We start from the raw sequence: 26,551 nt of genomic DNA on the forward strand, positions 1-26,551 counted from the left end.
GTACATAGTTCGTTATATAACACATAAAAATATATAGAAGAAATTGTGAGGCAATAGGAGGAAGAAAAAACAGCTCCTCTTGGAATGCTTCATATTAAAAACTCCTTTAAATGAATAAGGGAGTTTTTTGGTTTCTTATAACAGTAATTACCTATAATTGTTATAATTGGGTATTAGGAGAGTTTGTTTTATTAACGTCAAAATCATATAAGGAAAATAGCTAAATCGTATACAAAACCGCTATATAACACAATCGCAACCGTAAGTTGACAAAGTGCAACCGCAGGAAGATAGAGATAAGGGTAATGTTAACATACAATTTAATTAAGAAAACAAAGGGGGACACACATATGGGATTTGGTGAAAAGCTTTTTAAATTAAGAAAGGAAAAGGGTCTTTCTCAAGAAGCGTTAGCGGAGAAATTAAACACAACGAGGCAAGCGGTTAGTAAATGGGAAAATGGTCAAGGTTTTCCTGAAACTGAAAAGTTAATAATGATTGGAAATGTATTTGAAGTATCACTCGACTATTTATTAAAAGAAACTGCTGAGCAAAGTAATGAAAATGTAGATGGATATTACGTAAGTAAGGAAATGGCAGAAGGGTATGTAGTGTATGGACAAAAAATTTCTAAATATATAGCGCTAGGATTTAGTTTGCTCATTTTATCTACAATACCGTATTTATTATTTAAAGAAAATGCAACAATGTCGACATTTCTTGTTATTATCATTGCTGTCCTTGGAATTGGAGCGATGATGGTACCTGTAACGATAGAAGAGAGTCGATACAATGTATTGACGAAGGAAGAACTACTATTTGATCAAAACTTTCTAAAAGAATTGACAAAAAGATATGCGACTATTAAGAAGAAGTATGCGGCAGTAATGATTGTTGGATTTTGTTTTATAGCCGCAGGTGCAATACCGTTTTTGTTTGAGAAAAAGCATATCACTTCAGGAGAATTAGTGCAGTATTATCCGTACTGCGTTGTACTTATTGCTATCGGAGTTTATCTTTTTATTCGTGTGTTAGGAGTATTAGAGGTGTATCGAATTTTAGTAGAAAATAAAGAATATAGTAATCGTTTTATTTTTAAACTGAAAAAGAAAGTGAGAGAAAAAGTGGATAATTTTTAATAGGAGAAAACATATTTTTATGAAAAGTTAAGATAGGAGTGTAATGATGTCAAATCTTCTAGAAATTGAAAATTTAAGTAAATCATTTGGAAACAAAGTTGTTTTAAGAGATGTTTCCTTCAATGTGCCGTCGGGGTCAATTGTTGGATTTATTGGTGACAATGGGGCAGGGAAATCAACAACCTTTAAAACAGTACTAGAATTAATTTCTAAAGATAGTGGTACAGTAAAAATATTTGGTGAAGAAAATATAAATAAAGATGCCAAGATTAAGGAAAAGATAGGAGTCGTATTTGATGCTATGAATCTACCGGCTCATCTTACAATAAAGCAATTAAATAAGGTTTTTGAAAAGATGTTTGAATCTTGGGACCAAGATAATTTTTATAGATTAGTAAATACTTTCTCTTTACCTACTAATGAGAAAGTAGGTAAATTCTCGCGTGGGATGTCAATGAAACTAACTATAGCTGTTGCACTGTCGCATAATGCCAGATTATTAATCCTAGATGAGGCGACGGGAGGTCTGGATCCTTCATCTAGGGAGGGCGTGTTAGAGGAATTAAAAAGTTTTGTGAGTAAAAGTAACGGTGGTATATTACTTTCTTCTCATATTATGAGTGATGTAGAAAAAGTAGCTAGCCACCTTATCATTATAAAAGATGGAGAAATTTTATTGAACGAAGAAAAAGATAAGGTTTTAGACAGTTACGCTATTGTAGATGTTGATGTGGAACAACTAGCTTTAATCAATAAAGATATAGTTGTGGCAAAGAGAGACCATGGTTCTTATTTCAATGTACTCGTATCAGATGTGCATAAATTACCAAGTGGTATTGCTCATAGAACCATCTCGATAGAAGAAATGAGTGTCTTATTAACGAGGAGTGAAAAATAAATGAGAGGTTTATTATTGACGAACTATTATCTAGTGTATCGAACTTTCTTTATGTTCATGGGAATAGCGATATTGGGAGCCGGATTCGTTTTTTATTTTGGTGATGCTTCAATGTACCGTTTAATTGCTACGTTCATTATCTTATTTGCTGCGATTCCTGCACTTGAAGTTATTAAATATGAGAGTAAGTCAGGTTATGAAAAATATGTACTTACTTTACCTGTTACTAGAAGTAATATTGTGCAAAGTCACTACTTTTTCTATTTTTCAGTTGTAATTATTGGTACTTTATTATCATATGGCATATTTTATGTACATGGTTTAGTTTCAAATACACCAATTGATGATGGTATATTTAAGAGTGTTTCTTTAGGGACTTTCATCATTCTTAATGCCGGAGCAATAGCCTATCCACTCCTCTATGTTTTTGGAGCAGAAAAATCTGATGCCATTACAATTGGAGGCGCATGTGGGGGACTTGTTACTTATTTTGGATTACAAAGTGTAATTGGCTATCTAATAGAACAATTTCCAATATCAAATTTAAATTCATCTTTATACGTTTCAATTTTATATACGATATTTGGTGTTATCATATATATCTTTTCTTTTGTTATTTCGGTATTTATATATCGTAAGAAGGAATTTTAGTATATCTTCTCTTAGTATTTTCTGAATTATTTCCAAAGAAATAATTCAGAAAATACAGAAAAATGTCGTAATTATTTGTAGAAGTCTGTTATAATAAACAAAAAATGAAAACGCTTTAAAGGGGGATATAACCAATATGATGATGAATGTACCGCTAACAATTAGTTCTATGATGGAAAGAGCAGAAAAACTGTTTTCAAAGAAAGAAATTGTTTCACGGACACATGATACAGTTACGACGTTAACGTATAAGCAGTTAGGTGAAAGGACGAGAAGGCTTTCCAGTGCGTTGAAAAAATTAGGGATTAAAGAAGGCGAGCGTATAGGAACGTTAGCGTGGAATCATCATCGACATGTGGAAGCGTATTTTGCTATTCCTGGTATTGCTTCCGTTTTACACACAATTAATATTCGTTTATCTCCTCAACATATTTCATACATTATTCAGCATGCAGAAGATCGAATTCTACTTATCGATGAAGATCTCGTACCACTCGTTGAAAAAATTCAATCACAATTATCAACTGTACAAGCCTACATTATTATGACAGATAAAGATGAACTTCCAAAAACTATACTTCAGCCTGTATATCATTATGAAAAGCTATTAGAAGAAGGCGATCCAAATTTCCAATTTGTAAAAGATATTGATGAAAATACACCTGCTGGTATGTGTTATACGTCAGCGACTACAGGAAATCCAAAAGGTGTTGTATATACGCATCGTAGTACTGTTTTGCATTGTATGGCACTTGGTTTAGCGGATACAGCTGCCTTATCGGAAAGTGATGCGGCAATGGCGATTGTACCGATGTTCCATGTGAACGCTTGGGGACTTCCTTTCGCAGCTACTTGGTTTGGGTCAAAACAAGTTCTGCCAGGACCAATGTTTACGCCTAAAATTTTATTAGAAATGATCCAATCAGAAAAAGTGACGTTAGCTGCCGGTGTGCCGACAATTTGGCTTGGTGTATTACAAGAATTAGAAAATAATAGTTACGATTTATCTAGTATGACGAGAATATTATGCGGAGGTGCAGCTGCACCGAAAAGCGTTATTAAAGCATTTGAGCAGAAACATAATGTTCCTTTCATTCATGCATATGGGATGACGGAAACAAGTCCACTTGTAACACTTGCACGTTTAAAAAGTTATGAAACGGAATTATCGTATGAAGAGCAACTAGAAATCCGATCAAAACAAGGATATCTTGTACCTGGTGTAGAGATGAAAGTAGTCGGTACAAATGGTGAAGTAAAGTGGGATGGTACGGAGATGGGAGAACTATGTTTACGAGCGCCATGGATCGCTGAAAGTTATTATAACGATGAGCGTACTGTTGAAGGTTTTCGTGATGGCTGGTTATATACAGGAGATGTCGTTACGGTTGATGAGGAAGGCTGCGTGAAAATTGTTGACCGTACGAAAGATGTTATTAAAAGCGGTGGAGAATGGATTTCCTCAGTTGACCTTGAAAATGCTTTAATGGCACATGATGCTATATTTGAAGCGGCTGTCGTTGCTGTACCTCATCCGCAGTGGCAAGAGCGACCGGTTGCTTGCGTTGTTCAAAAGAAAAATAGTGCAGTAACAAAAGAAGAAATATATGAGTTTTTAAAACCACAGTTTGCGAAGTGGTGGTTACCAGACGATATTGTATTTATGGAAGAAATACCGAAAACATCTGTTGGGAAGTTTTTAAAACAAGCGCTTCGGAAAGAACTTGAGCATTTGCATGAAGAGAAATAATTGAATTTATATTTGTAAACTGATTATAAAAATAAGTTGACAAAGGATGGGTAGAAAGATAATATAACTCCTATAATATGTTATCTAAAAATCATTTTAAGTTTACAAATAGGAGAAGCAAATATGAATACAAAAAACTTAGTTTTCGTCGCTTTATTTAGTTCTATTATGGGAGTATTAGGGTTAATACCCCCAATTGCTCTTTCTATCACACCAGTTCCAATTACATTACAATCACTTGGTGTTATGCTTGCTGGTGGACTGTTAGGATCACGTCTTGGTGCATTAAGTCAGCTTATTTTCTTACTTATTGTAGGAGTTGGAGCACCATTACTTGCTGGTGGACGAGGTGGTCCAGGTGTATTCGTTGGGCCAAGTGCAGGATACTTACTTGGTTATATCGTTGGAGCGTTTGTCATTGGTTATTTAATTGAGCGTTTACGTGAAGTTTCTATTATAAAAGTATTATGCATTAATATAATTGGTGGTATTTTCGTAGTTTATGTATTTGGTATTACTGTACAAGCTTTCTTAATGGGTGTTTCCGTATGGGAGACGATGAAAGTGAGTGCTGTGTTTTTACCAGGGGATTGTATAAAAGCAATTATTGCAGCAGTTCTTGTAACAAAATTACACCGTTCATTGAAACATATTATTACGCCTGCTCTAAAGGGCGGGAAATATACAAATGCGGGATAAGAAAAAGAAGAAACACGTTCATTGCGTGTTTCTTTTTATTATTTTGGAAAGAAAGGACGTCTCAAATGGGGATTACAAAAGAATATAAAAAGCATGCTTCTTTACAACCGAATAAAATAGCGATAAAGGAATGTGATCGAGTTTTAACATATAAAGAATGGTTTGAGTCAGTGTATAAAGTAGCAAACTGGTTGAATGAAAAAGAATCGAAGAATAAAACGATAGCAATTGTATTAGAAAATCGTATAGAGTTTTTACAACTATTCGCTGGTGCTGCTATGGCCGGATGGGTTTGTGTGCCACTAGATATAAAGTGGAAACAAGATGAGCTCAAAGAAAGAATTGCAATTAGTAATCCGGATATGATTGTGACAGAGAGATATAAGTTAAATGATCTACCTGGTGAAGAAGGAAGAGTAATTGAAATTGATGAGTGGAAAAGGATGATTGAGAAATATCTTCCTACATATTTCCCTATAGAAAATGTACAAAATGCTCCTTTTTATATGGGATTTACATCAGGATCGACTGGGAAAGCAAAAGCATTTTTACGTGCACAACAGTCGTGGGTTCATAGTTTCGATTGTAATATACATGACTTTCATATGAAAAAAGAAGATTCTATTTTAATAGCTGGGACGCTCGTTCATTCTCTTTTTTTATACGGTGCAATAAGTGCATTATATGTAGGACAAACGGTGCACATTATGAGAAAGTTTATTCCAAATCAAGTACTGGATAAGTTAGAAACGGAACATATTTCGGTCATGTATACAGTTCCTACAATGCTTGAATCTTTATATAAAGAAAATAGAGTAATAGAAAATGAAATGAAAATTATTTCGTCAGGAGCGAAATGGGAAGCTGAAGCGAAAGAAAAAATAAAGAGTATATTCCCTAATGCGCAAAAATACGAATTTTACGGTGCATCGGAATTAAGCTTTGTAACAGCACTAGTTGATGAAGAGAGTAATAGAAGGCCAAATTCAGTAGGGAAACCTTGCCACAATGTGCAAGTGCGAATATGTAATGAAGCAGGAGAAGAAGTGCAGAAATGCGAGATAGGAACTGTTTATGTGAAAAGTGATCAGTTTTTTATGGGATACATATTGGATAAGGTTTTAGTTTCAGAGTTGACTGCAGATGGCTGGATGACAGTGCGAGATGTAGGTTATGAAGATGAAGAAGGATTTATTTATATTGTCGGTAGAGAGAAGAATATGATTTTATTTGGAGGAATTAATATTTTCCCAGAAGAAATAGAAAGTGTATTACATGAACATCCAGCTGTAGATGAAATAGTTGTAATTGGTGTGAAAGATAGTTACTGGGGTGAAAAACCTGTCGCCATCGTAAAAGGAAGTGCTACGAAGCAACAATTAAAGAGTTTTTGCTTACAACGATTATCTTCGTTTAAAATACCGAAAGAATGGCATTTTACAGATGAAATACCGTATACAAATAGCGGGAAAGTTGCTCGTGTTGCAGCAAAAAGTATGATTGGAAACCGGGAGAAAATACATGAATAGGGCGGTTATTGTAGAAGCGAAAAGAACACCTATTGGTAAGATTAATGGGATGTTGAAAGACTATGAAGTTCAGCAATTAGCCGCACCACTGCTTTCATTTCTAGGTAAAGGAATTGAGAAGGAAATAGACGATGTTATATTAGGGAACGTTGTTGGACCAGGAGGTAATGTTGCAAGATTATCTGCTTTAGAAGCGGGACTTGGCTATCATATTCCTGGTGTAACGATTGATCGGCAATGTGGTGCTGGATTGGAAGCCATTCGCACTGCATGTCATCTTATTCAAGGTGAGGCAGGTAATTGTTATATTGCAGGAGGAGTAGAGAGTACAAGTACATCACCTTTTCAAAATAGAGCGCGATTTTCACCTGAAACAATTGGTGATCCTAATATGGGAGTAGCGGCTGAATATGTTGCAGAACGTTATAACATACCGAAAGAAATGCAAGACGAGTACGCTTGCCTTAGTTATAAACGAACACTGCAAGCGTTAGAAAAAGGATATATACATGATGAAATATTGTCTTTTAATGGATTATTAGATGAATCTATAAAGCCAGAAATGAATTATGAACGAATCATTAAAAGAACAAAACCCGCATTTTTACAAAATGGTACAGTAACGGCAGGTAATTCATGCGGTGTAAATGATGGGGCATGTGCCGTTCTTGTCATGGAAGAGGGGCAAGCCAAAAAATTAGGATACAAGCCAGTTCTTCGTTTCGTTCGTAGTGCTGTAGTTGGAGTGAATCCAAACCTTCCGGGAACTGGTCCAATATTTGCAGTGCACAAATTGTTAAAAGAAATGAATGTAAAGGTAGAAGACATCGATTATTTTGAAATAAATGAAGCGTTTGCTTCAAAAGTTGTAGCTTGTGCAAAGGAGTTACAAATTCCGTACGAAAAAGTAAATGTAAATGGTGGTGCAATTGCGCTTGGTCATCCATACGGTGCATCTGGGGCTATGCTTGTAACGCGCTTGTTTTATCAGGCGAAACGAGAGCGTATGAAATACGGAATCGCGACGTTAGGAATAGGGGGAGGGATAGGCCTTGCGTTATTATTTGAGAAAGTAGAAGACTAGAAAGGAACTAGTTTTCTACTTTTTGAGGAACATAAACATTGCTACCAGGCTTTGCTTTTATTTCGTTCCAAGCAGCGATAGCATCAGCATTTGATTTTCCTTTATTATTTGGATCTTCGAAAAAGTCCCGAGTAAAGCGATTGTATTCAAACTGCGCGCTGATCGTTGTTTTATAAGAAGGATCTTTTTTTCGTTCGTTTTCTTCATACCAAAATGTTATCGCGTCTTCATATGTTTTTCCAACATTCTCTTTAAAAAACTTTTGAAGAGCTACTGTAAATCGGAAGTTTGCTCCAATTTTTTCTTTGAAAAAAGCCCGAACCTCTTCGCTACAGCGGTGATTTTCAGTAATAACAGTTTGAAGAGAAAGGTCTTTATAAGAGAGAGAAGTTTTACTCGCTTTTGGACCAGAGTTGTTTTTCGATATTTTACCAGTATGTAAATAATGTGAGATACGCTCGGTTATTTCAATCTTAGAGCCACTAGCTGGTAAACCATTCTCACGACAAAATGTTTGGAGTTCTGCTTTTAACCAATAATAGCTTTGGAAATCTTCAAGTGATACAGACTTTGTTAAAGGTGGACGCATGAATGTAACAACTTCTTTCTTCCATAATTTTCTTTAATTATAAAACATACGTTCTTTTTGTGGAAGGATTTATTTGTAAATTTAATAGGAAGAGGAGATTGGATATGGAAAATGTAATGCAAGTTCGTGTTACTGGAATTTTAATTGAAGATGAAAAAGTATTGCTAGTAAAGCAAAAAGTTGCTAATCGGAATTGGTCTTTACCGGGGGGGAGGGTAGAGAATGGTGAAACGTTAGAAGAAGCAATGATTCGAGAAATGAGAGAAGAAACAGGGTTAGAAGTTAAGGTTAAGAAGCTATTATATGTTTGTGATAAACCAAATGCTCTCCCGTCTTTATTACATATTACGTTTTTGCTTGAAAGGATTGAAGGTGAAATTATGCTACCTTCTAATGAGTTTGATCATAATCCAATTCATGATGTGCAAATGGTGCCGATTAAAGATTTAAGTTAGTATGGTTTTTCGAAAACTTTTATCACTCTCATAAGTGAAGGTTTTTCAAATGCAGGCAGTTATCAAGGGTTGAAACGAAATATAGGCCTGTAAATATAACGGAAGGATAGCCATTAGCTATCCTTCATAACATGTTTTACACCGCTGACTGTAAAGAATAAACAAGTTGATTTAAAAACTCATCCCCAGTCATAATCGCTTTCCCGCCGCCACGAGCACTCTTTTTATTTCCACCACCTTTTCCTTCAATTGTAGGAAGTGCCTCTTTTAAAAGTGCATTCATATCGAGCGTGACCGTTTTTCCGCAAGCGAGGATGCATTGTAGTTTGTCATCATTTTCAATGACGAAATATGTAATGGCGTGCTCTTGTTGTTCTGTAATAATAGCAGAAAGCTTTGCGATTTCTTGCATAGAACGATTTGTAAATACTTTAGAAATAAGTATGCCAGCATGGATTTCTGTAGGGTGTTGAAGTAGTTCATTTGCTTCTGCATATAATAATTTTTCAGTCATTGTTTGCATTGCTTTTTCATTTTCTTTTTGAGAAGTAAGAAGTTGTGCTACTTTTGCTGGAATATCAGCTTCGCTACTGTTTAATTGTTTAGAAACATCCTTCATAATTTGTTGCTGTTGTCCCATTAATTTAAGTGTGCGCCAACCAGCGATAAATGTTAATCGTATGCCGCCTTTATTACGTTCCCATCCTAGTACTTCAATAGGCCCTACTTCACCTGTACGTTTCGGATGCGTTCCACCACAGCCGTTATAATCAAAGTTTTCGATCATAACAACGCGTATATTTTCTGTCATAGTCGGTTCTTTGCGAAGTGGTAATGTTTTCGCTTCTTCTAAGTTCATCCATTTAATAAGAATTGGATGATTTTCAAAAACAATTTTGTTTGCAATTTGTACTGCTTTTTCAACCGTTTCTGCATGTAAATTTTCTGTTTCTAAATCAATTGTTACCGTTTCTTTACCAAGATGGAATCCAATCGTAGGTATGTTAAAGTAATCCCAAAAAGCAGCAGATAAAATGTGCTGAGCCGCATGTTGTTGCATATGATCAAAACGGCGCTCCCAATTAATTTTACCTTCTACTTCTTCTGTATGTAATTGTTCTGCAATGAAGTGGCGGATTTCTTCGTCGACTTCTTCAACACCAAGTACAGCAATGCCATTTAAAGTTCCAGTATCATGGGGTTGCCCGCCACCTGTTGGATAAAATGCCGTTTCGTTTAAAATAACGTATAAGTTACCGTCTTTATCATAATCTTGCTTTATAACTTTTGTAGTAAAGTCTTGCTTATAAGCGTCAGTGTAATATAATTTTTGCTCCAATTTTCTTTCCCCTTTCGTGTTCGCTAGTTTCATTGTAAAGCAATCGAAATTAGTTTCCTAATATTTCAGAAGAAAGAAACTATTTTTAGAATTTTCTTGCTATAATAAGAGGAAGAAAATGCGGGGGTGGAATGAATATGTTATATGAAAACGGCGTAGATAAACTACTTAGTTTAAGCAAAAATATTTCTGAATTGTATCGAGAATTAAATGAAATGACCCGGATTTTAACGGATTGTAATCGAGAAAGTGTGAAGTTTGATCGGTTATATGTAAAAGAGGTACTGTGGAAGAAAGAAGATGTAATAGAAAAATATGACCAGCTACTTGTGCAACTTTGTATAAATGAATGCTTTGATTTAAAAAGTGTCATTACAGGGGAATATAAGTATACATATGAAGAAGTAGAAAACATCGTTTTACAATTTAATGAGAAGTATAATGTTGCAATTTTAATTAAAGATGTTTGTAAAGAATTACAGTTTACATATGGCATAGATATGGATATAACGAGAACTGCTCGGGTAACAACATCTCAAGTATAAAAAGGGAAAGAAAGCAGATCCTTTGCTTTCTTTTTTTTATGTAAGAACAGGGAGAGTAGGTTTAAAGATGAAGGGGAAGTTAAAGCATATTCATCCACTTGGAATGAGTATTATTTTAGGGACATTGTTTGCTAGATTTGCTACTTCAATGAGTATTCCTTTTTTAGCAATTTATTTAACGACTGTTAAAGGTGTATCAGCTGGAATGACTGGTGCTATTATCGGAACGAGTGCACTTGTTGGAGTATTTGCTAGTTTTATTGGAGGGAATTTATCGGACCGATTCGGCCGGAAAACGATTATGATTTGGTCCATGATCGTTTGGGTGTTTGTATTTATAGGTTTTTCACTTGCAGATCATGTTTTAAGTTTCTTTTTATTAAATGCTTTGAATGGATTATGTAGGTCCTTTTTTGAACCGACGTCAAGAGCGTTATTATCAGATTTAACAAAACCAGAGTATCGTTTACTCGTATATAACTTACGATACGGTGCAATAAATGTTGGGGTTGCAATTGGACCAATTGTTGGATTACAAATTGGAAGCGCAAAATCTACAATTCCTTTTTTAGTAGCAGCAGGAGTATATGTTCTATATACAGTTATATTAGCGTTTCAATTCAAGAAATATCCACTGCAACAAAAGAAGGTTAATAAAGAAAAGCCTGTTACAATGCTAAATGCGCTGCGTATATTACGAAAGGATGTAGTATTTTTGGTTGCGTTAGTTGGCATTATTTTGAGTAATTGTGGGTTTTCACATTTAACGACGACAGTGTCTCAATATTTTGCAAATGCACATATATTTCAGGAGGGAGTGAAGCTGTTCTCATATATGCTCGCTTTAAATGCAGTTGTTGTAGTGGTTATCCAATACCCTATTATTCAAATGTGCAAAAAGTATACACCATTAGCATCCATTATGGTTGGAACTTTATTTGTGAGCGGGGGATTGTTTGGGTTTGGAATAGCAGAATCTACGCTAGGTGCTGCCATTTGTACAATTATTTTTACAATTGGAGAAGTTCTCATGTTTTCAATGACGGATGTATTTATAGATGATATAGCTGTTCCACATTTAAAAGGGACATATTTTGGAGCAATGGGATTTTCGGGGATTGGAGCAGTAATAGGTCCATGGTTTGGGGGAGTACTTCTCGATTATTACGGGTACCAAAATGGATTTGTAGTATTTTCAGCACTAGCTATATTTTCAACTGTAGCGTTTCCTGTACTTTTAATTACAAAAGGTTTATTGAAAAAAAGATATGACAGAAATTCTAATATGGAAGTACATGCGAAATAAAATAAGCCCCAGTAGACGACTGGGGCTTATCTTTGTATTTATTTTAATTCTCAATTTGAAAAAGAACTTTCTCTTCATGTTTATTAGCTACTTCGTTTTTGGAAATATGAATGGCTAAAAATCCATTCTCTAAGCAGGCTAGCATCTTCTTATAAATAATATTAGCGGGTAAAGGAATGTTCCGCTGCAAAGAAATATTTTTATGAAGTATGCAAATGTTTAGGCCTGTCTCCATCTTTTTAATAACTACATTTTGTTCAGTTACATTTGGTACATCTGTTTCCAAAATGTATTCTTGTTCAGTTTCACAAAGATCAATATGAATTTGATTTGGGAAACTAAAGTTACTACAAGAATCAGAACAAAATTGATCCATCCATTCTTCGAAACCATCAACATGAAAAAGACAATCCTTCTTTTTCTTGCCCATGTAAGACACCCTCCGTAAAATCTCAATTCATACTATGTTATGCATGAATGAAGTAAGGGTGAAGAATAAATGGAAAAATATAAACATTGTATGTGGCAAAGGTAGCTAGTGTGAACCTATTGTTTTACATATCATGATGTGCATGATTTTTTTGGCGTGAATGGTTACGGTTTTTTACTTTATGAGATCCGCTTAATGGTTCAGGTTGTCCTTTTTTTTCTTTCGCTTCACGATTGTTTTTTCCCATTGTATGTGACACCTCCTCTTTCTCTTTAGAATGAGAGAAGTTTGCAAATTTATACGAGAATGTTTTTAGAAAAAAAGGTAAAGATAAATGGGACTAACTATTATGGAAAGGGGATTGTATAATGCCATATCATAAAGACAAACAACAAGCGTTTCAAGCAGCTCAGCAAGGCGTTACACAAGCAGAAAATGCATTTAACAACATTGTGAAAAATGATCCAAACTACGGTCATGATTTAAAAGAGTTACGCCAAGAGGTTCAGGAGGCGTATGAACAGATTCAAAATGCACTAGAAGTAGCTTCGGAAACACAACGCCCACAACTTGAGCAATACGAAAATAATCTTCAAAATATTATGCAGCATGTAGATCAATTAGAAAAGTAAATGAGGTTGTTGTGTATTCGACAACCTTATTACTTTAATGAATGTTATGTTAAAACGGAAAATTTTTCTATTCGTTTTTTCTTTACTATGCGCAGTACATATATTTCAAGTTGAAAAAGTGGAAGCGAAAATGTTGCTCAGAAAAGAGCTAGAACCAACTGGCTATGTAACATGGGAAGTACCTAATAATGAAAAGATTATTGCCATTACATTTGATGATGGACCAGATCCAACTTATACACCACAAATTTTAAATTTATTACGTCAATATAAAGCAGAAGCGACATTTTTTATGATTGGATTTCGAGTTCAGCGTAATCCATATTTAGTGAAACAAGTGTTAAAAGAGGGACATGAAATTGGAAATCATACGATGAATCATTTATATGCGAGTAATTCATCGGATGAAAAATTAGAAAATGATATTTTAGATGGAAAGAAATATTTTAAAAAATGGGTGAAAGAACCTTTGCTATTCCGTCCACCTGGCGGATATATTAACGATGCTGTATTTAAAACAGCTAAAGAAGCTGGGTATCAAACTGTTCTATGGTCGTGGCATCAAGACCCACGTGATTGGGCGAATCCTGGGGTTGGATCCATTGTAAATCATGTTCTGAAAAATGCTAAAAGTGGAGATATTGTATTGTTACATGATGGAGGAAATGATCGTAGTCAAACAGTATCGGCACTTGCAAAAATTTTGCCTGAGCTGAAAAAGCAGGGGTATCGATTTGTAACTGTTTCGGAATTATTACGTTATAAACATTAGAAAAAATCCCAAAAGGTGTATGTTCCTTTTGGGATTTTTCGTTATTGGTTCTTTTTACGTTTCTTATTATTTTGTCGCTCTGCAGGAGTTAAATTCTCATTTGCAAACTCTTCGTTATAACCAGCACCTTGTCCTTGTGCGGATGCAGCATTCATTCCTGAAATAGTATGATTTGCTTTTCGTTTACCCATTTTATTTCACCTCTATAACATTTTTTGTATGTTGAATGATGAGCAGTTCATAGTATGTATGAACTGTAAGTAAACCGCTAATAAAGCACTTTACTTTATGGTAATAGTATTCATAAGGAGCATGAAAGCTATTCAAATTTAGAAACATAAAGAAAACTTATGATAATCTATAAGTTTCTTATTATTTACTTATTTAGAAAGTTGTAATAAGATATTATCGTAAGGTATTGAAAAGTTTGTCTACATTTTATATTCAGACAACTTAGTCACGTTTAACAGGGGGGAAACATAATGGTCAAACATAATCCATTTCAATCACGTGCAACTTTTGAAGTAGATGGAAAAACGTATCATTATTATGATTTGAAAGCGCTTGAAAATGCAGGGGTTGGCAACGTATCTCAATTACCATATTCCGTGAAAGTTTTACTTGAATCAGTACTTCGTCAAGTAGACGGACGTGTAATCACAGAAGAGCATGTTACAAATTTAGCAAAATGGGGAACGAAAGATGTGCAAGATATCGATGTTCCATTTAAACCATCTCGTGTAATTTTACAAGATTTCACTGGTGTTCCAGCTGTTGTAGATTTGGCTTCGCTTCGTAAAGCAATGGCAGACATGGGTGGGGATCCTGATAAAATTAATCCTGAAATTACTGTAGACCTTGTAATCGATCACTCGGTACAGGTTGATAGAGCGGGTACAGCAGACGCGCTTGCATTCAACATGGACTTAGAGTTTAAACGTAATGAAGAACGTTATAAATTTTTAAGCTGGGCACAAAAATCATTCGATAACTATCGTGCGGTTCCACCAGCAACAGGTATTGTACACCAAGTAAACCTTGAATATTTAGCACCAGTTGTTCATGCTGTGAAAAATGCTGAAGGTGACTTAGTTGCATACCCGGATTCATTAGTTGGAACAGACTCACATACAACAATGATTAACGGTATCGGTGTTCTTGGATGGGGCGTTGGTGGTATTGAAGCAGAAGCAGGAATGCTTGGACAGCCTTCATACTTCCCAGTACCTGAAGTAATCGGTGTGAAATTAACTGGTACACTTCCAAGTGGCACTACAGCAACTGACGTTGCATTAAAAGTAACACAAGTATTACGTCAAAAAGGTGTAGTTGGTAAATTCGTTGAGTTCTTCGGTAATGGACTAAAGAGCATGCCTTTAGCTGACCGTGCAACAATTTCAAACATGGCACCAGAATACGGCGCAACTTGTGGATTCTTCCCAATCGATGATATTTCATTAGAATACTTACGTTTAACAGGTAGAGATGAAGAGCAAATTCGCGTTGTTGAAGAATACTGTAAAGCAAATGGCTTATTCTATACAGCAGACAGCAAAGATCCAATCTACACGGATCTTGTTGAAATTGATTTAAATACAATCGAATCTAACCTTTCTGGACCGAAACGCCCACAAGATTTAATTCCACTTTCAGATATGAAAGATGCGTTCCACAAAGCTGTTGTAGCACCAGTTGGAACACAAGGACTTGGATTTAATGAGCAAGAGTTCGATAAAGAAGTGAAGGTTACATTAGAAGATAAAGAAGTAACGATGAAAACAGGTGCAATTGCAATCGCTGCAATTACAAGCTGTACAAATACATCAAACCCATACGTATTAATTGGGGCAGGTTTAGTTGCGAAGAAAGCAATTGAAAAAGGACTTGTAGTACCTGAGTACGTAAAAACGTCATTAGCGCCAGGATCTAAAGTTGTTACAGAGTACTTAGATAAATCAGGTTTAACAACATATTTAGATCAACTAGGTTTCCAAACAGTTGGTTACGGCTGTACGACTTGTATCGGTAACTCTGGTCCATTAGCAGACGAACTAGAAGAAGCAATCGCAGCAAACGACTTACTAGTAACATCTGTTTTATCTGGTAACCGTAACTTTGAAGGTCGTATTCACCCACTTGTAAAAGCGAACTATTTAGCATCACCACCACTTGTTGTGGCATATGCACTTGCAGGTACTGTTGATATTGACCTGAAAAATGATGAAATTGGTAAAGATGCAAATGGCAATGCTGTTTACTTCAATGATATTTGGCCATCAGCTAAAGAAATTGAAGATGTAGTTCAAAACGTTGTTACATCTGAACTGTTCAAGAAAGAATATGCACAAGTATTTAACAGCAATGAGCGTTGGAATGAAATTCAAACTTCAAACGAAGCTTTATATACTTGGGATAATGATTCAACATACATTCAAAATCCACCGTTCTTTGAAGGATTATCTAAAGAGCCAGGTGAAGTTGAAACATTATCAGGCTTACGCGTAGTTGGTAAATTTGGTGATTCTGTAACGACAGACCATATTTCACCAGCAGGTTCAATCGGTAAGCACACACCAGCTGGGCGCTACTTATTAGAGAACGGCGTACAACCAGTTGACTTCAACTCTTACGGTTCTCGTCGTGGTAACCATGAAGTTATGATGCGTGGTACATTCGCGAACATCCGTATTAAAAACCAAATCGCACCAGGAACAGAAGGCGGATATACAACATATTGGCCAACTGGTGAAGTAACATCAATCTATGATGCTGCTATGAAATATAAAGAAGATGGCACAGGCCTTCTAGTTGTTGCAGGTAAAGATTACGGTATGGGAAGTTCTCGTGACTGGGCTGCGAAAGGTACAAACTTATTAGGTATTAAAGCAGTAATTGCAGAAAGCTTCGAGCGTATCCACCGTAGTAACTTAGTATTAATGGGCGTATTACCACTACAATTTAAAGATGGCGAAAGCGCTGAAACATTAGGTCTTGTTGGTAACGAGTCATTTGAAATTCAAATCGACAAAACAGTTAGACCACGTGATCTAGTAAAAGTAGTTGCAACCGATTTAGATGGCAACGAAAAACAATTTGAAGTAGTAGCTCGTTTCGATAGTGAAGTTGAAATTGACTACTACCGTCACGGTGGTATTCTGCAAATGGTTCTTCGTGAGAAAATCGAAGAGTCTAAAGTGTCGAACTAAATAATTGAAATGAACGATAAGGAAGCTAACAACTGTTAGCTTCCTTATTTTATGGAAAGGGATGAAACCATTTGGTTTCATCCCTTTCTTTTTACTATAAAAAACGGAGGAAATGTCATGAAAGAATATAAAAGAATATTGTTACCGTTACAGAAAGAAAAAATATTAGTAATAGCAGCTGTATGCAGTGGGCTTTTTGCAGCTATTTTAAATTTATCCCGTCCACTATTCATGGGGCTAATTGTAGATAACCTTATTCAACGAGAGGTAAAGGAGGCGTACCTTTACATTACTTTGTTTGCAGTTAGTCGCTTGTTGATGTGGGTGAACAATCTTTCATTTGATTATGTAAGCTCCAAAGCGAGTCAGCGAATATTACGAGAGAAGCGTATAGATGTATTGCGTCATTTTTTCTTATTACCATTTGAAGAGAGTGAGAAAATCAAACAAGGAGAGTTGGAAACTTTAGTCGTATCTGATATTCCGAACTGGGTCAGGTTATATGGTTCTATATTAATAGAATATATACATGCCATTGCGCAATTTATCGGTGCGATCATAGCGCTGCAACATATAGATACACAGTTCATCTGGTGGATAACTCCGTTTTTATTTCTAAGTGCAGTTGTTCCAATGATTATGGGCAAAAAGGTAAGAAATATCGCAAGTATTGCTCAAAAAAATCAATCAAGTGTTGTAGAGATGGTTTCACAGTTTGTAAAAGGTGCACAAGATTTACGTAGTTTGCAAAAAGAAAAATGGGCTATTGGCTTATTTAAAGGAGTAACGGCACAATCTTATAAAACAGAAGTAAAGAAGACGATGATGCAACACTGTATTGGAGTAGTTGGAACAGTGATTGAAACAGGAGCATATATCGTTGTTCTTATTATAGGTGCGCAAAAAATAATGCAGGGCGAAATGGAGGTTGGTTCACTTGTTGCAGTTTTAGCGACAATAGAGATGCTTTTTTTCCCTGTCCGTTATGTGGGAGATTTATTAATGATGACACAAGTTGCAGCTGCTTCGGCAAGTAGAGTTTTTTCCTTTTTAGATAAACGAGTGGCAAATAGTAATGTAGAAAGAGCGATGGGGATGACAATAACAAATGTTTCATTTCAGGAAAATGATGAAGAGAAATGCAGAATTCATAATATTGATTTGCAAATTAACCCTGGTGAACTCATTATGATCGTAGGGGAAAGTGGTGCAGGAAAAACAACGCTTTTAAAATTAATGACAGGCTTGTATAAACCATCTAACGGTAGCATTGTTTATTATGGTAATGAGGCTCGATTGACTACAGTGTGGCAAGAACCTCGATTCTTTCGGAAGACAGTAAAAGAGAATATGTATTTCGGGGAAGTGGGCTTAGAAAACGAGTTAGAAAAAAATGCTGAACTTGTAAATGTAACGCCGATTATTAGTGAATTGCCTGAAGGGATTCAAACTGTACTACATAAAAGCGGTGAAGAGTTTTCGGGAGGGGAAAGAAAACGTCTTGCATTATTGCGAGCAATTGTTTCAAATCCGAATCTTATTATTTTAGATGAACCAACTGCGGGATTAGATCCGAGCAATCAAGAAGTTGTTTGGAATATGATAGAAGGGCTAGGAAGAGGGGGAACGAGAATTGTAGCAACACATGATGTAGAGAAAGTGATACTAGCAGATCGTGTTGTTATCATGAGAGAAGGAAGTATTGTTGCATGTGGAAGTCCTGAAAAATTAATAAATAGTCATTCATTTTTAAAAGGGTGTAAATAAAGATAAGAGCAATGCTCTTATCTTCATTCACCGTCATTTATTTGATACTCGATAGATTCAGAATGATTCAGATCAACATTAAAAGTAGCGGTCATAAGGAAAGTTGCAATTCCAAGAATTAAGAAAAGGACGAATGAGACTAGAGAAACATAGAGACAAATACGCCCTACTTTCTTTTTTTCAAGATCTTTACTAAAGAGTGAAATGATCCATGTAATAATACCGACTGGGTATAAAAGAAAACTAAGAATATATAATGTTATTTTTTCGAATGAATTCATACGCAATCCCCCTTTTGTTGAAGTTTATATAACTATGAAAGTAAAAAGGTGAATAGGTCCAGAAGAAAATGAGTAACACTTCATTTGTTTTTTTCTAATTATATGGTCAACTACCCCCACTGAGACGAAGCGTTTCAGTGGGGGCTTGAGTTAGAACACTAGGTCTTTTCGGTCTATCGCTAGACAGTTTGACGCTCTAGCCTTCATGCCACCTTATGGTAACACCCCAAGTAAGTTTTTGGTCGGTACTGGCAACGAACGATTGTTTTCCCACTTGCACCACCCTTCCGAAAAAGAGCAATTCTTCCTTGCAGAAGAAGCCACCACTCAGATGAATCCGGCGTGTGCTACAAGCCCCGACAAGTCGAGTACACATGGATGGTTGACGCACCCACTAAGCTATGCACGAAGCAACAGCCTTACATTTTTGTACTTCTAATAGAATCGGCGTTTTCACTTTAAGATTTTCATCCCATTCTACAACTTTTGATTTTTGTAATGTATTCAATGCACCATTAATATCAGCGTGAATACATTTCCCTGCTTTACTTTGGTACAGACCACGAGTGATTCGTTTGCCACTAAAGAGATACTGCCTCCTATCATCCTTAGACCAAACTGGAACCGGATCTTTATCAAGAAAACTAGCTTTTGAAGTATAGCTTTCTTCTTGTTTTAAAAAACGAATGCCTTCTTTTACACATTTATTCTCAATTGCTGCTATCAGTTTATGAAATGGAATTTGAACAAACTTTTGATTATTCTTTTTCCCCATATCAGATTTTTGTTTCCAACCAGCGTTATACCCTACAACAATCGTATCTATATCTAATTCTTTCAATTTTTTGAACAACAAGCCTACCGTTTGTGAAAGGTAACCATTGATTTGTCGTTCTCGTTTATGCCAAAATGCAGCCATTTTATTCGTTACAATTCGTTTAGAAAGTCCGTTTTCCACATTTTTCAGTTGAAGATTACGTATCATTTTGTTGAAGTACTGGTTAATGGATTTTAATTTCTTCCCATCAATTAAAAATGCATCACCTGTATTTGTCACGCAACTTACTAATCTATCTACACCTAAATCGCAACTCAAAGCGTTACTCGTAGTCGTGGATTGCTTCTTCATTTGAGAAACGTGCATTTCATATGTGTAATGCACCTCAAAGAACCGACCTTTTTGCTTCGGTACAATCTCAATGTAGGAGATTTGTTTATTTCTTAAGTTTTTAGGCATACGTATTCTAATAGAAGCAAACTTTTTTCTGAATGCAACATTCATCGGAATCATCCAATACCCGTTATCATCCACTTTTGGAACTTGATAGATTTCAATGATTCGTTTGTCAGTGGAACGAGAATAATTTGGAAACTTCGGATGACCTGTGAACTTCTCAGGATTTTTCTTCCACTGTTCCAACGCTTTAAAAAAGCTCTTCACTTCTGTAAATACGGCTCTACGAATCGCTTGAACAGAGTTTGATTGAACGCCCCAGTAGTTCATATCGGCTTGCATGGCTGTGTCTACTTCTTTTATAGTAGCCATCCTGTTGTGATTCAAATAACTTTGTTTCATGGTATACAATCCAACATTTCGCAATGCTTTTGAACTATGTGACATGCGTTGCAGTAAACGAAATTCTTTGGCAGTAAGACAAGCTCGCCCGATATTCTGTTTCTGAGTGAAGCGTTGCATGGTTTCTCTTTTCTTTTGTTTCCGTAATACTTTCACCGCTTTCTTTCTAGCCATTATTTTCACCATCTTTCTCAGAGAATTCATTAAAATTACTTTTGACAAATCAATATTGGGAACGAAACGGAACAAAATGTGAACATGGTCTTCATCGTGATTCCTTTTGGTGCAAGCAGCTAAAGGATTATCATTATCCAATTTCGTTGTCCTACGATATATCCCCTCCTTATCTAGGGCAGATTATATCGTAACACAAATCAGATGGAGTCTTCTTGCCGAAAAGGATAAAAAGGAAGGAATTGCACTTCAAATAAGAATATTCCAATTATTTTGACTGTGAATATTTCCAAGCTTGTCCGTATAAGCTAAAATAAGGTATATAGCATTTGAATGGATATATTAAAAGAAGATAAACACGTTAGGGTGATATAAAATGTGGCGGAAGCTTACGATTATTGTAGTGTTACTTTGTTTAGCGGGATATGCAGCTTATGAACAGTTTGGTAAAAGCGATCAGGCGGCCCAAGGAGAGCAAGAAAAAAGTGAAGCTGCTATGAAAGAAATGATTGCAAGTAACGGTATTGAAATAGGAAAGAGTGCGCCAGACTTTGAATTAACGAAGTTAGATGGAACGAATGTAAAGTTATCAGATTTAAAAGGAAAGAAAGTGATTTTAAATTTTTGGGCAACGTGGTGTGGGCCTTGCCAGCAAGAAATGCCGGATATGGAGGCTTTTTATAAAGAACATAAAGAAAATGTAGAAATTTTAGCAATAAATTATACGCCTTCAGAAAAAGGCGGAGGGATCGAAAAGGTAAGTAATTTTGCAAAGGAAAAAGGAATTACTTTTCCTATTTTATTGGACAAAAATATTGATGTAACAACAGCGTATAAAGTAATTACGATCCCAACTTCGTATTTTGTAGATACAAAAGGTGTCATTCAAGATAAGTTTATTGGACCGATGACGCAAAAAGAGATGGAGAAACGGATTACTAAATTAAAATAATGGTGAAAAGGTAGAGGTGGAAAGTAACCATTTCTGCCTTTTCTTTTTCAAGTAGTGAAAGCTTCGTGATATGATAAAAGAAATATAAACGTTTAGAGATAAAGGAGTGTATTTGGAGTGGGGAATATATCCTTACCGTTAGATTATGTTGTAATTGATTTTGAAACAACAGGATTTAACCCTTATAATGATAAAATTATTCAAGTAGCAGCAGTGAAATATCGTAATCATGAGCTAGTAGATCAATTCGTGTCATACGTGAACCCAGAGCGTCCAATTCCAGGCCGAATAACGAGCTTAACAGGTATTACAAATTATCGTGTTTCAGATGCACCGACAATTGAAGAAGTGTTACCTTTATTTTTAGCATTTTTACATACAAATGTTATTGTGGCTCATAACGCTTCTTTTGATATGCGCTTTTTGAAAAGCAATGTCAATATGCTTGGATTACCGGAACCTAAAAATAAAGTGATTGATACTGTGTTTTTAGCAAAGAAATATATGAAGCACGCGCCTAATCATAAACTTGAAACGTTAAAGCGAATGCTTGGCATTCGTTTAAGTTCTCATAATGCATTTGATGATTGTATTACGTGTGCAGCTGTTTATCAAAAATGTGCATCTATTGAGGAAGAAACAAAGAGAAAATCAAATAAAGACGTACTTGATGAAACTGTGGTATATGAAGTATTAAAAGAAATGCTTGTACGAAATAAACGTAATATTGAATGGATTCGTTACATGAATGTAGGGAATTATTTAGATATAAAAGCTTTTTATCCGGTTATGAGATTAAAAGTAAAAGGTCGAAAGAAATATGTATTAACAGATATATTAGAAGATGATGTGAAAGAAATATGTACGAGCTTACAATGTGAACCGGCGTTAAAAAGTGAAGCTGGTAATACGAGAATTATGCTGAATAGCGTAGAAGATGTTTTAAAATTAGAAAGTTATATTTTAGAACAGTATGATTTCGTACTACAAGCGCTCCATGATTATAAAGAAAATGAAACGAATGCAGATGAAAAACTGAAAGAGTATTTAAATGTTATGGTATAAAAAACTCCGTATACAATTTATTGTATACGGAGTTTTTTTAGGAGTATTAAAACATAAAATTTTCTTGCAAATCTGATTAAAGAGTTTTTCATTTGCTCATACTATGTAATAAGAAAGTAAAGGAGAGAGGGTGAACAGCATGAGAAGAAGTCGCCGTAAATCATTTGACGAACTTGTGAAAGAAAATAAACAACAATTATTAAGCGATCGTGATGCAATCGATCGTATTGAAGAACGTATTGAAAAACGTTATGAAATGAAACTTTTTAAGCAAGCTGAATAATTCTTAACACTAGTACGATACTAGTGTTAAGGAGGCGATAGTAATGGGTAATCCGAAAAAGAATTCAAAAGACTTTGCACCGAATCATATTGGAACACAATCAAAAAAAGCTGGTGGCAATAAAGGAAAGCAAATGCAAGACCAAACGGGCAAACAACCGATTGTTGATAACGGTTAAAGAAAAGGAGAATATTACATTCTCCTTTTTTATGTATAAATTTGAGGCAAGATAGGTAACTTAAGATGGTGTGTATATACAATATTAGGAGGGAAGTACATGCCAAATCCAGATAATCGAAGTGACAACGCTGAAAAGTTACAAGAAATGGTGCAAAATACAATTGATAACTTTAATGAAGCAAAAGAAACAGCGGAACTTTCTAATGAAAAAGATCGTGCTGCTATTGAAGCAAAAAATCAAAGACGTTTAGAAAGTATTGACTCATTAAAAAGTGAAATCAAAGATGAATCTTAACAGAATGTACAAAAAGGGCTGACTTATGTCAGCCCTTTTTTGTAATCGTAAAGTTTTCAACGAGTAAACGCCAATTTTGCGGGAATGGTAAACCTATCTTCCAATAGCTAATACCGCCTATACCTTGTTCTTTCATTAAATTGAATTTACTTTGAACAGACCGTGAATCTTCAAACCAAACTTCGTGTTGTACACCATTTTCATCGAAATAATTAAAATGAGGAGCTTGAGCTGTGAAATCATAGCGGATAGGAACATTGTATTTACGAGCTAGTGCAACAGCTGCAATAGAGCTAATTGCTTTTGCAGGTGGATTTCCTTCTTTGAATGGAAGTTTCCAATCGAAACCGTATAAATTTTGCCCCATCATAATTTTTTGTGGAGGCATTTGAGATTTTGCATATTGAAGTACTTCTTTTACAGGACCGATAGGAGAGATCGCCATCGGTGGCCCGCCTTGCCATCCCCAGTCATATGTCATAATGACGACGAAATCAACAATTTGTCCTTGTGCTTTATAATCGTGAGCTTCGAAAAATTTTCCCTTTTGATTTGAACTTGTTTTCGGTACAAGCGTTGTGCTTAGCGTGTATCCATTAGGTAATCGTGTTTTTACATTTCGTAAAAAACGATTATACGCTTCACGATCTTCAGGTGCCACACTCTCGAAATCAAAATGAATGTCTCGCATACCGTACTTCTCAGCAGTTTGCAAAATGTTTGTAATAAATTTATTTTGGATTGTTGCGTCCCGTAAAATAACTGATGTCAGATTGGCACTGAAATTTCCATTTTCAATATTTGTAATAACAAGCATAGGGATGGTGTTGCCTTGCGTTGCAATATTAGCGATTTTAGCTGTTTCGGTTGGTTCTTTTAATGTACCATCTCTTTTGGCTTCAAAACTAAAGTAGGCTAAATACGTTAAAAATGGGTTGATAGCACGTGTAGCATTTACCAAACTTTCTTTTATTGGAATTGTTGAAGGTTGTAAATAAGCGATGGATTCTACCGCTCGTTTTGTCCCTTTCGGTATATATAATTGCTGTCCAACATGGAGAATGGATTTTAAAGATAAGTTATTAACTTTAGCTAAACTAGCGAGAGGAACGTTATATGTCTGAGAGATTCGATATAGGCTATCGCCAGGCTGTACATAATAATTATTCCCTTTCGTATTCACGATCAGTGCCTGACCAACAACGAGTGTTTCAGCTGGATTTAATCCATTGTCTTTTACTATCTCGTCAGGTGTTGATCCATATTTTGATGCCAAGCTATATACGCTATCACCGCTACGAACAGTTACAATTTGAATCATATGCTTGCTCCTTTCAGTAAAAGATTCACTGTTTTTATTTTATTTTTGTTGTCACTGTATTATGATTAAATGTATGCAAGGCAGCAGAAGTGAAAGAAGGCGAATACATATGTTTGTAGCAGAACATGAAGTTGAAATCCGTTATGCGGAAACAGATCAAATGGGTGTTGTTTACCATTCAAACTATTTGGTGTGGCTTGAATTAGGTCGCACGAAACTTATACAAGATTTAGGTTTTTCATATGTTGAAATGGAGAAAGAGGGTATTATTTCTCCTGTGTTAGATTTGCAAATTTCATATCGTAAAGCGATGCGTTACGGTGAAAAAGCAATTGTGAAAACATGGGTGGACACTGTGAGCCCGCTTCGTGTGGTATATGGTTATGAAATATATAACGGCGAAGGTGAACTTTGTATTACCGCAAGTACGACGAATATTTGTGCGAAAAAAGAAGGGTTCAGGCCCGTATCATTTAAAAAGTTCTATCCTGAGTGGTATGCGAAATATGAGGAAATTAAGAAAAAATAAAAAAACGTGGCAGAAGCCACGTTTTTTCTATTTTTCATAATTAAATTGCGGGAAATCATCACCGTCGTTAAATGTAACAACTAAATTATGTCCATCGAAGAACCACTCATCATCGCTTTCAATAAAGAAGTTAATATCTTCTTCTTGAATTTGAACAGCAGGGTGTGCAGGGTCATCTTTACGAATACCTAAAGAAAGTCCTTTTTGCACAGTGCTGCAACCACCGTATTGTACGAAAAAGCGTAGTGTTTCACCTGATTGTAAGTTTAATTCGTTTTTATACCATTGTGCTGCTTCTTTTGTTACGGAAAGATTCATGTATAGTTCCTCCAAATTATGTTGCTTTTTCTTTAGTATAAAAAATAACGCAAAAAGACGCTATTAATATGCTTCACGTTTTCTTTTTGCGTTATGTGGGTTACGATCTTATTTTTGCTTTTTTGAAAAGTTTGCTTTCGGTTCAGTTTTATTTATAATTCGTCCAATATTTGCACGGTGTTTATAAATAACCATACCTGCTAATAAACACATCGCAATAATGAAGATTTTATCCCCGCTAACAATTGATGCGATAACGGCAACGACAGCTGTTACCATAGAAGAAAGTGATACGTATCTTGTTGTAAATAAAAGGCTGAAAAAGACAACAGCTAATATTGCAAAAACAACTGGTGAGTAGCATAAAAGCACGCCAGCAGAAGTTGCAACTGCTTTACCACCACGGAATTTCGCGAAAATCGGATACACATGTCCAAGAACAGCTGCTAATCCGAACCATAGTGGATGAACATCTAACCCGAAAATAATCGGTAGACTCGTTGCTAATGTACCTTTTAAAATGTCAGCAATTGTAACGATAAAACCTGCTTTTTTCCCTAGTGTGCGGAATGTATTTGTCCCGCCCAAATTACCGCTTCCATGCTCACGAATGTCAATTCCATAACCAATCTTTCCAACGACTAGTGCAAATGGGATCGAGCCAAGTAAGTAGGCAACGATAAATAAAAGATATGTAGTAACCATAAGTTCAGTCTCCTTTATTCAAATGTGTTGATAAAGGGTAAAAAGAGTTTTTCCCGTATATTGTACCATACATTTGTAAAG

29 protein-coding genes and 1 pseudogene are annotated in these 26,551 nt (G+C 35.6%); 20 read left to right on the top strand and 10 right to left on the bottom strand.

The features are described 5' to 3' along the window. Positions 1 to 350: 350 nt before the first annotated feature. The 7 genes from ACYVEC_RS05640 to ACYVEC_RS05670 all read left to right on the top strand — a co-directional run bounded on the left by ACYVEC_RS05640 (position 351) and on the right by ACYVEC_RS05670 (position 7,750). Positions 351 to 1,139, top strand: a complete 789-nt coding sequence (locus tag ACYVEC_RS05640; RefSeq protein ID WP_063221292.1) for a helix-turn-helix domain-containing protein — start codon at positions 351 to 353, stop codon at positions 1,137 to 1,139. A 46-nt stretch (positions 1,140 to 1,185) separates the two neighbouring features. Next, the gene (locus ACYVEC_RS05645; RefSeq protein ID WP_098556943.1) at positions 1,186 to 2,037 is read left to right on the top strand and encodes an ABC transporter ATP-binding protein; all 852 of its coding nucleotides are present in this window, start codon (positions 1,186 to 1,188) and stop codon (positions 2,035 to 2,037) included. Continuing rightward, on the top strand, positions 2,038 to 2,688 hold the full coding sequence (locus ACYVEC_RS05650; protein WP_063221290.1) for an ABC-2 transporter permease: 651 nt from the start codon (positions 2,038 to 2,040) through the stop codon (positions 2,686 to 2,688). It abuts the gene before it with no gap. A gap of 136 nt (positions 2,689 to 2,824) precedes the next feature. Beyond that, complete coding sequence (locus ACYVEC_RS05655) at positions 2,825 to 4,438, top strand: long-chain fatty acid--CoA ligase (RefSeq protein WP_075312231.1); 1,614 nt, start codon at positions 2,825 to 2,827, stop codon at positions 4,436 to 4,438. Positions 4,439 to 4,561: 123 nt separating this feature from the next. Next, complete coding sequence (locus tag ACYVEC_RS05660) at positions 4,562 to 5,137, top strand: biotin transporter BioY (protein ID WP_063221288.1); 576 nt, start codon at positions 4,562 to 4,564, stop codon at positions 5,135 to 5,137. 65 nt (positions 5,138 to 5,202) lie between these two features. Next, positions 5,203 to 6,666, top strand: a complete 1,464-nt coding sequence (locus ACYVEC_RS05665; RefSeq protein WP_063221287.1) for an acyl-CoA synthetase — start codon at positions 5,203 to 5,205, stop codon at positions 6,664 to 6,666. After that, on the top strand, positions 6,659 to 7,750 hold the full coding sequence (locus ACYVEC_RS05670; RefSeq protein ID WP_460505876.1) for an acetyl-CoA C-acyltransferase: 1,092 nt from the start codon (positions 6,659 to 6,661) through the stop codon (positions 7,748 to 7,750). Before ACYVEC_RS05665 ends, ACYVEC_RS05670 begins: the two co-directional genes overlap by 8 nt. 7 nt (positions 7,751 to 7,757) lie before the next feature. Here ACYVEC_RS05670 and ACYVEC_RS05675 read toward each other — a convergent pair whose 3' ends face one another. Then, positions 7,758 to 8,339: a DUF6434 domain-containing protein gene (locus tag ACYVEC_RS05675; RefSeq protein ID WP_199677874.1), complete on the bottom strand. Its 582-nt coding sequence runs from the start codon at positions 8,337 to 8,339 to the stop codon at positions 7,758 to 7,760. A gap of 104 nt (positions 8,340 to 8,443) precedes the next feature. On the opposite strand from ACYVEC_RS05675, the pseudogene ACYVEC_RS05680 reads away from it, so the two are divergent. Beyond that, positions 8,444 to 8,887, top strand: a pseudogene (locus tag ACYVEC_RS05680) (NUDIX hydrolase). A gap of 43 nt (positions 8,888 to 8,930) precedes the next feature. On the opposite strand, the gene ACYVEC_RS05685 reads toward ACYVEC_RS05680, so the two are convergent. Beyond that, positions 8,931 to 10,133 (bottom strand): alanyl-tRNA editing protein, encoded by a 1,203-nt coding sequence (locus ACYVEC_RS05685; protein ID WP_153039347.1) that lies wholly within the window; start codon positions 10,131 to 10,133, stop codon positions 8,931 to 8,933. Positions 10,134 to 10,270: 137 nt separating this feature from the next. Between ACYVEC_RS05685 and ACYVEC_RS05690 the strand changes: the two genes are divergently transcribed. Both ACYVEC_RS05690 and ACYVEC_RS05695 read left to right on the top strand, forming a co-directional pair. Then, a complete protein-coding gene (locus tag ACYVEC_RS05690; RefSeq protein WP_000965141.1) occupies positions 10,271 to 10,678 on the top strand; it encodes a hypothetical protein in 408 nt (135 codons plus the stop codon). Positions 10,679 to 10,745: 67 nt separating this feature from the next. Beyond that, positions 10,746 to 11,984, top strand: coding sequence for an MDR family MFS transporter (locus ACYVEC_RS05695; protein ID WP_460505879.1), 1,239 nt, complete (start codon positions 10,746 to 10,748; stop codon positions 11,982 to 11,984). Between the two features lie 43 nt (positions 11,985 to 12,027). On the opposite strand, the gene ACYVEC_RS05700 is transcribed toward ACYVEC_RS05695, so the two are convergent. Both ACYVEC_RS05700 and ACYVEC_RS05705 read right to left on the bottom strand, forming a co-directional pair. Then, on the bottom strand, positions 12,028 to 12,414 hold the full coding sequence (locus tag ACYVEC_RS05700) for an Hsp20/alpha crystallin family protein (RefSeq protein ID WP_063221282.1): 387 nt from the start codon (positions 12,412 to 12,414) through the stop codon (positions 12,028 to 12,030). A gap of 124 nt (positions 12,415 to 12,538) precedes the next feature. Next, positions 12,539 to 12,661, bottom strand: a complete 123-nt coding sequence (locus tag ACYVEC_RS05705) for a small acid-soluble spore protein P (RefSeq protein ID WP_000517650.1) — start codon at positions 12,659 to 12,661, stop codon at positions 12,539 to 12,541. Positions 12,662 to 12,782: 121 nt separating this feature from the next. On the opposite strand from ACYVEC_RS05705, the gene ACYVEC_RS05710 reads away from it, so the two are divergent. Both ACYVEC_RS05710 and pdaB read left to right on the top strand, forming a co-directional pair. Then, positions 12,783 to 13,046, top strand: a complete 264-nt coding sequence (locus ACYVEC_RS05710) for a hypothetical protein (protein ID WP_001146294.1) — start codon at positions 12,783 to 12,785, stop codon at positions 13,044 to 13,046. Positions 13,047 to 13,092: 46 nt separating this feature from the next. Next, positions 13,093 to 13,818, top strand: a complete 726-nt coding sequence (gene pdaB / locus ACYVEC_RS05715; protein WP_142332851.1) for a polysaccharide deacetylase family sporulation protein PdaB — start codon at positions 13,093 to 13,095, stop codon at positions 13,816 to 13,818. 41 nt (positions 13,819 to 13,859) lie between these two features. On the opposite strand, the gene sspO is transcribed toward pdaB, so the two are convergent. Next, entirely contained in the window at positions 13,860 to 14,009 is a 150-nt protein-coding gene (gene sspO / locus ACYVEC_RS05720; RefSeq protein WP_000518052.1) for an acid-soluble spore protein SspO, read from the bottom strand. 291 nt (positions 14,010 to 14,300) lie between these two features. Between sspO and acnA the strand changes: the two genes are divergently transcribed. Further along, positions 14,301 to 17,024, top strand: coding sequence for an aconitate hydratase AcnA (gene acnA / locus ACYVEC_RS05725; RefSeq protein ID WP_063221281.1), 2,724 nt, complete (start codon positions 14,301 to 14,303; stop codon positions 17,022 to 17,024). Positions 17,025 to 17,075: 51 nt separating this feature from the next. Continuing rightward, positions 17,076 to 18,791, top strand: a complete 1,716-nt coding sequence (locus ACYVEC_RS05730; protein WP_153039346.1) for an ABC transporter ATP-binding protein — start codon at positions 17,076 to 17,078, stop codon at positions 18,789 to 18,791. Positions 18,792 to 18,814: 23 nt separating this feature from the next. Here the strand turns inward: ACYVEC_RS05730 and ACYVEC_RS05735 are convergent, their stop codons facing one another. Together ACYVEC_RS05735 and ACYVEC_RS05740 are read right to left on the bottom strand one after the other, a co-directional pair. Then, the gene (locus ACYVEC_RS05735; protein ID WP_063221279.1) at positions 18,815 to 19,072 is read right to left on the bottom strand and encodes a hypothetical protein; all 258 of its coding nucleotides are present in this window, start codon (positions 19,070 to 19,072) and stop codon (positions 18,815 to 18,817) included. A 394-nt stretch (positions 19,073 to 19,466) separates the two neighbouring features. Beyond that, complete coding sequence (locus ACYVEC_RS05740) at positions 19,467 to 20,822, bottom strand: RNA-guided endonuclease TnpB family protein (protein ID WP_199677876.1); 1,356 nt, start codon at positions 20,820 to 20,822, stop codon at positions 19,467 to 19,469. A 376-nt stretch (positions 20,823 to 21,198) separates the two neighbouring features. Between ACYVEC_RS05740 and ACYVEC_RS05745 the strand changes: the two genes are divergently transcribed. From ACYVEC_RS05745 to tlp, 5 genes are all read left to right on the top strand, one after another. Continuing rightward, positions 21,199 to 21,774, top strand: coding sequence for a TlpA family protein disulfide reductase (locus ACYVEC_RS05745; RefSeq protein WP_063221278.1), 576 nt, complete (start codon positions 21,199 to 21,201; stop codon positions 21,772 to 21,774). Positions 21,775 to 21,891: 117 nt separating this feature from the next. Continuing rightward, entirely contained in the window at positions 21,892 to 22,839 is a 948-nt protein-coding gene (locus tag ACYVEC_RS05750; protein WP_063221277.1) for a 3'-5' exonuclease, read from the top strand. Between the two features lie 139 nt (positions 22,840 to 22,978). Further along, positions 22,979 to 23,122 (top strand): FbpB family small basic protein, encoded by a 144-nt coding sequence (locus ACYVEC_RS05755; RefSeq protein WP_001254697.1) that lies wholly within the window; start codon positions 22,979 to 22,981, stop codon positions 23,120 to 23,122. A gap of 43 nt (positions 23,123 to 23,165) precedes the next feature. Continuing rightward, a complete protein-coding gene (gene sspN / locus ACYVEC_RS05760; RefSeq protein ID WP_000527987.1) occupies positions 23,166 to 23,300 on the top strand; it encodes an acid-soluble spore protein SspN in 135 nt (44 codons plus the stop codon). 99 nt (positions 23,301 to 23,399) lie between these two features. Continuing rightward, positions 23,400 to 23,597, top strand: coding sequence for a small acid-soluble spore protein Tlp (gene tlp, locus ACYVEC_RS05765; RefSeq protein WP_002172888.1), 198 nt, complete (start codon positions 23,400 to 23,402; stop codon positions 23,595 to 23,597). Positions 23,598 to 23,625: 28 nt separating this feature from the next. On the opposite strand, the gene ACYVEC_RS05770 is transcribed toward tlp, so the two are convergent. Continuing rightward, positions 23,626 to 24,918: a glycosyl hydrolase family 18 protein gene (locus tag ACYVEC_RS05770; protein ID WP_063221276.1), complete on the bottom strand. Its 1,293-nt coding sequence runs from the start codon at positions 24,916 to 24,918 to the stop codon at positions 23,626 to 23,628. 109 nt (positions 24,919 to 25,027) lie between these two features. Here ACYVEC_RS05770 and ACYVEC_RS05775 point away from each other — a divergent pair, with 109 nt between their 5' ends. Continuing rightward, on the top strand, positions 25,028 to 25,447 hold the full coding sequence (locus ACYVEC_RS05775) for an acyl-CoA thioesterase (protein WP_000495815.1): 420 nt from the start codon (positions 25,028 to 25,030) through the stop codon (positions 25,445 to 25,447). A 27-nt stretch (positions 25,448 to 25,474) separates the two neighbouring features. On the opposite strand, the gene ACYVEC_RS05780 is transcribed toward ACYVEC_RS05775, so the two are convergent. Together ACYVEC_RS05780 and plsY are read right to left on the bottom strand one after the other, a co-directional pair. Further along, the gene (locus ACYVEC_RS05780; RefSeq protein ID WP_001054442.1) at positions 25,475 to 25,765 is read right to left on the bottom strand and encodes a HesB/YadR/YfhF family protein; all 291 of its coding nucleotides are present in this window, start codon (positions 25,763 to 25,765) and stop codon (positions 25,475 to 25,477) included. 108 nt (positions 25,766 to 25,873) lie between these two features. Beyond that, a complete protein-coding gene (gene plsY, locus ACYVEC_RS05785; protein WP_000258967.1) occupies positions 25,874 to 26,470 on the bottom strand; it encodes a glycerol-3-phosphate 1-O-acyltransferase PlsY in 597 nt (198 codons plus the stop codon). Positions 26,471 to 26,551 lie beyond the last annotated feature (81 nt).

The sequence above is a fragment of the Bacillus sp. MN7755 genome (assembly GCF_054771475.1).

Excerpts from the sequence above, each read along its gene's own strand:
- ACYVEC_RS05640 (WP_063221292.1), top strand. The coding sequence starts at position 351 with ATGGGATTTGGTGAAAAGCTTTTTAAATTAAGAAAGGAAAAGGGTCTT.
- ACYVEC_RS05645 (WP_098556943.1), top strand. The coding sequence starts at position 1,186 with ATGTCAAATCTTCTAGAAATTGAAAATTTAAGTAAATCATTTGGAAAC.
- ACYVEC_RS05650 (WP_063221290.1), top strand. The coding sequence starts at position 2,038 with ATGAGAGGTTTATTATTGACGAACTATTATCTAGTGTATCGAACTTTC.
- ACYVEC_RS05655 (WP_075312231.1), top strand. The coding sequence starts at position 2,825 with ATGATGATGAATGTACCGCTAACAATTAGTTCTATGATGGAAAGAGCA.
- ACYVEC_RS05660 (WP_063221288.1), top strand. The coding sequence starts at position 4,562 with ATGAATACAAAAAACTTAGTTTTCGTCGCTTTATTTAGTTCTATTATG.
- ACYVEC_RS05665 (WP_063221287.1), top strand. The coding sequence starts at position 5,203 with ATGGGGATTACAAAAGAATATAAAAAGCATGCTTCTTTACAACCGAAT.
- ACYVEC_RS05670 (WP_460505876.1), top strand. The coding sequence starts at position 6,659 with ATGAATAGGGCGGTTATTGTAGAAGCGAAAAGAACACCTATTGGTAAG.
- ACYVEC_RS05675 (WP_199677874.1), bottom strand. The coding sequence starts at position 8,339 with ATGCGTCCACCTTTAACAAAGTCTGTATCACTTGAAGATTTCCAAAGC.
- ACYVEC_RS05690 (WP_000965141.1), top strand. The coding sequence starts at position 10,271 with ATGTTATATGAAAACGGCGTAGATAAACTACTTAGTTTAAGCAAAAAT.
- ACYVEC_RS05695 (WP_460505879.1), top strand. The coding sequence starts at position 10,746 with ATGAAGGGGAAGTTAAAGCATATTCATCCACTTGGAATGAGTATTATT.
- ACYVEC_RS05700 (WP_063221282.1), bottom strand. The coding sequence starts at position 12,414 with ATGGGCAAGAAAAAGAAGGATTGTCTTTTTCATGTTGATGGTTTCGAA.
- ACYVEC_RS05705 (WP_000517650.1), bottom strand. The coding sequence starts at position 12,661 with ATGGGAAAAAACAATCGTGAAGCGAAAGAAAAAAAAGGACAACCTGAA.
- ACYVEC_RS05710 (WP_001146294.1), top strand. The coding sequence starts at position 12,783 with ATGCCATATCATAAAGACAAACAACAAGCGTTTCAAGCAGCTCAGCAA.
- pdaB (WP_142332851.1), top strand. The coding sequence starts at position 13,093 with ATGTTAAAACGGAAAATTTTTCTATTCGTTTTTTCTTTACTATGCGCA.
- sspO (WP_000518052.1), bottom strand. The coding sequence starts at position 14,009 with ATGGGTAAACGAAAAGCAAATCATACTATTTCAGGAATGAATGCTGCA.
- acnA (WP_063221281.1), top strand. The coding sequence starts at position 14,301 with ATGGTCAAACATAATCCATTTCAATCACGTGCAACTTTTGAAGTAGAT.
- ACYVEC_RS05730 (WP_153039346.1), top strand. The coding sequence starts at position 17,076 with ATGGAAAGGGATGAAACCATTTGGTTTCATCCCTTTCTTTTTACTATA.
- ACYVEC_RS05735 (WP_063221279.1), bottom strand. The coding sequence starts at position 19,072 with ATGAATTCATTCGAAAAAATAACATTATATATTCTTAGTTTTCTTTTA.
- ACYVEC_RS05740 (WP_199677876.1), bottom strand. The coding sequence starts at position 20,822 with ATGGCTAGAAAGAAAGCGGTGAAAGTATTACGGAAACAAAAGAAAAGA.
- ACYVEC_RS05745 (WP_063221278.1), top strand. The coding sequence starts at position 21,199 with ATGTGGCGGAAGCTTACGATTATTGTAGTGTTACTTTGTTTAGCGGGA.
- ACYVEC_RS05755 (WP_001254697.1), top strand. The coding sequence starts at position 22,979 with ATGAGAAGAAGTCGCCGTAAATCATTTGACGAACTTGTGAAAGAAAAT.
- sspN (WP_000527987.1), top strand. The coding sequence starts at position 23,166 with ATGGGTAATCCGAAAAAGAATTCAAAAGACTTTGCACCGAATCATATT.
- tlp (WP_002172888.1), top strand. The coding sequence starts at position 23,400 with ATGCCAAATCCAGATAATCGAAGTGACAACGCTGAAAAGTTACAAGAA.
- ACYVEC_RS05770 (WP_063221276.1), bottom strand. The coding sequence starts at position 24,918 with ATGATTCAAATTGTAACTGTTCGTAGCGGTGATAGCGTATATAGCTTG.
- ACYVEC_RS05775 (WP_000495815.1), top strand. The coding sequence starts at position 25,028 with ATGTTTGTAGCAGAACATGAAGTTGAAATCCGTTATGCGGAAACAGAT.
- ACYVEC_RS05780 (WP_001054442.1), bottom strand. The coding sequence starts at position 25,765 with ATGAATCTTTCCGTAACAAAAGAAGCAGCACAATGGTATAAAAACGAA.
- plsY (WP_000258967.1), bottom strand. The coding sequence starts at position 26,470 with ATGGTTACTACATATCTTTTATTTATCGTTGCCTACTTACTTGGCTCG.